This window comes from Janthinobacterium sp. TND4EL3 (assembly GCF_900156175.1).
GTDB lineage: Bacteria > Pseudomonadota > Gammaproteobacteria > Burkholderiales > Burkholderiaceae_D > Janthinobacterium.
The window spans coordinates 1-2,838 of the sequence record NZ_FTMV01000060.1; the positions used below are offsets into that span (position 1 = coordinate 1).

Sequence of the window (2,838 nt, forward strand, 5' to 3'; positions counted from 1 at the left end):
TGCGTATTCCACGGCAAAGTGGCCACCAATTCCACGCGAAAGCGGCCACCGATTCCACGGCAAACTGGCCACTGATTCCACGCCAATCCGGCCACCCATTCCACGGCAAAGCGGCCACCGATTCCACGGCAATCCGGCCACCCTTTGGTGGGTCGGTCGGCGGACATGAAATAGCGTAGCACGCGGGGTAACTGTGCCATCCTCGGCAATTTTTGCTGAGGAATTGATGGCAAATAGGAGGTTACCCATGCGAGATATTATTGAAATATTGAGGTTGAGCCAGGACGACGGACGCAGCATCAGGGAAATTGCAAGAATCGTCGACGTGTCGCGCACCACGGTCGGCGAGATCATTCGCCGCGCCAACCTTGCCGGCGTAAGCTATCCGCTGCCGGTCGACTGGGACAATGCGGTGCTCGAGGCAAAGCTATATCCGCCGGCGGCACCATCGGGCGTGATCCGGCCCTTGCCGGACTGGCCGCTGGTGCACAGGGAGCTGGGCCGCAAAGGCGTAACCCTGGACCTGTTGTGGCAGGAGTACAAGGAGCGCCACCCGGACGGTTACCTGTACAGCGGCTTCTGCGAGCACTACCGGCGCTGGGTCGGCAAGCTGTCGGTGACGATGCGTCAAAGCCATACGCCGGGCGACAGGCTGTTCGTCGACTATGCCGGCAACACCGTGTCGGTCACCGACCGCCACACCGGCGAAATACGCGAAGCGGCCATCTTTGTTGCCGCCATGGGGGCATCAAGCTACACCTTCTGCGAAGCGACCTGGAGCCAGTCCTTACCCGACTGGATAGGCAGCCATGTGCGCGCCTTCGAATACATGAACGCGGCGCCTCATGCCCTTGTGCCGGACAACCTCAAGAGCGGCGTCACCCGGCCCTGCTACTACGATCCGGAACTGAACCCGACCTACCGCGATCTGGCCTCGCACTACAGCGCCGTGGTGCTCCCTGCTCGTCCATATCGGCCCCGTGATAAGCCGAAAGCCGAAGCGGCGGTATTGCTGGCGCAACGATGGATACTGGCCAGGCTGCGCAACCAGCGCTTCTTCAGCCTCGATGAACTGAACCGCAGCATACGGCCCTTGCTGGTGAGGTTGAACACGCGGCCATACAAGAAACTTCCAGGCTGCCGCCAATCGGTGTTCGATGAGCTCGACAAGCCCGCCATGCAGGCCCTGCCGGCAACGCGCTACGAGTACGCCGAATGGAAAGTAGCTACCGTCGGCATCGACTATCACGTCGACGTCGGCGGTCACTACTACTCGGTCCCGCACCGCTTTGCGCGCGAGAAGGTCGACGTGCGCCTGACCGTCTCGGTCGTCGAGTTGTTCCATCGTGGCAGCCGGGTTGCCAGCCATGTGCGCAGCGCGTTCAAAGGCCGCCACACGACCATTGACGCGCACATGACGGCAGCACATCTGGCGGTCAAGGGATGGAGTCCGCAGCGCCTGAGCGACTGGGCCGCGCGTATCGGGCCGCACACCTGCGCCGTCATCACCAGCGTGTTGGGCCAGCGCCGCCATCCCCAGCAGGGCTATCGCGCCTGCCTGGGCATTTTACGGATGGGCAAGGAGTTCGGCGACGACCGGCTCGAAGCGGCATGCGACCGCGCCATCGCCGTGGGCACGCCGCATTACCGCAGCCTGCTGTCGATCCTCAAGCATGGACTGGACCGCAAGCCGGTGAGCGCGCCAACCCAAATCAGCCTGCCATTCGAGCACGCCAATGTGCGCGGCCCCAACTACTATCATTGAAGGAAATACCATGTTGAATCATCCCACCCATGACAAGCTTCACCAGTTGCGCCTGGCCGGCATGGCCAAGGCGCTGGCCCAGCAAGACCAGCATGCCGAGATTGGCCAACTGACGTTCGAAGAGCGGCTTGGCCTGCTCGTTGACGCCGAACTGGCCGAACGTGAATCACGTCAGAACGGCGCGCGTTTGAAGCGCGCCAAGCTGCGCCAGGCGGCCACGCCCGAGGACATCGACTTCCGCCATCCACGCGGACTGGACCGGGCCCTGTTCGCCCGCCTGATGACCGGCCGCTGGGTCGCCGACCACCAGAACGTTCTGCTGTGCGGCCCGACCGGCGTCGGCAAGACCTTCCTGGCCTGCGCGCTGGCGAACCAGGCCTGCCGGCAAGGGCACAGCGCCTTGTACGTGCGCCTGCCGCGCCTGCTCGCGGATTTGGCTCTCGGACGCGGCGACGGCAGCTACAGCAAGACCCTGGCGAAGCTGGCTAAGACGGCGGTGCTGGTCATCGATGAATGGGCGCTGCCCAAGCTCACCGACGAAGGCCGCCGCGACCTGCTGGAAATCTTCGAGGATCGCCATCAATCGGGATCAACGGTGATCACCAGCCAGCTTCCCCAGTCGCTGTGGCATGAGTCGATCGGCGATCCGACGCTGGCCGACGCCATCCTCGACCGCTTGGTGCACCAGGCGCATTCGATCAACCTGTCCGGTGAGTCGCTGCGCAAGAACGACAAACCGAACTGATTTCGCTGCACAGCGGGGCGCGACTATCGGCCCCGACTTGCCCACCGCGGCGCGCGTTCATGGTCTGAGTAGGGACCACGCCCGCCGCCGTGGACAAGTCTGCGACTGATGCCACCCACACCGCTAACGCCGATCCCAGCGTTACAGAAATCTCCCACCGAATACCTGAAATTGATTGACCGGCACCGGCCAATCATAGTAAAAACTCACACCCCCGCGTCGCTACGCTCCGACTGTCCGCCATGGCATGGAATGAGTGGCCTAGTTTGGCGTGGACTGGGTGGCCACTTTGCCGTGGAACGGGTGGCCACTTTGCGTGGAATACGCA

Annotated in this window: 2 protein-coding genes; both read left to right on the top strand. The window is 63.1% G+C overall.

Going from position 1 to position 2,838, the window contains the following annotated elements; translation table 11 throughout:
- Positions 1-226 precede the first annotated feature (226 nt).
- Complete coding sequence (gene istA / locus BXA07_RS29610; protein WP_076573252.1) at positions 227-1,765, top strand: IS21 family transposase; 1,539 nt, start codon at positions 227-229, stop codon at positions 1,763-1,765.
- A 10-nt stretch (positions 1,766-1,775) separates the two neighbouring features.
- Positions 1,776-2,510 carry an IS21-like element helper ATPase IstB gene (istB, locus tag BXA07_RS29615; protein ID WP_076573253.1) on the top strand — a complete coding sequence of 245 codons (735 nt, stop codon included), beginning with the start codon at positions 1,776-1,778 and terminating at the stop codon, positions 2,508-2,510.
- Positions 2,511-2,838: the final 328 nt, after the last annotated feature.

Bases quoted from the DNA above. Each gene is read 5' to 3' on its own strand.
- istA (WP_076573252.1), top strand. From the start codon at position 227: ATGGCAAATAGGAGGTTACCCATGCGAGATATTATTGAAATATTGAGG.
- istB (WP_076573253.1), top strand. From the start codon at position 1,776: ATGTTGAATCATCCCACCCATGACAAGCTTCACCAGTTGCGCCTGGCC.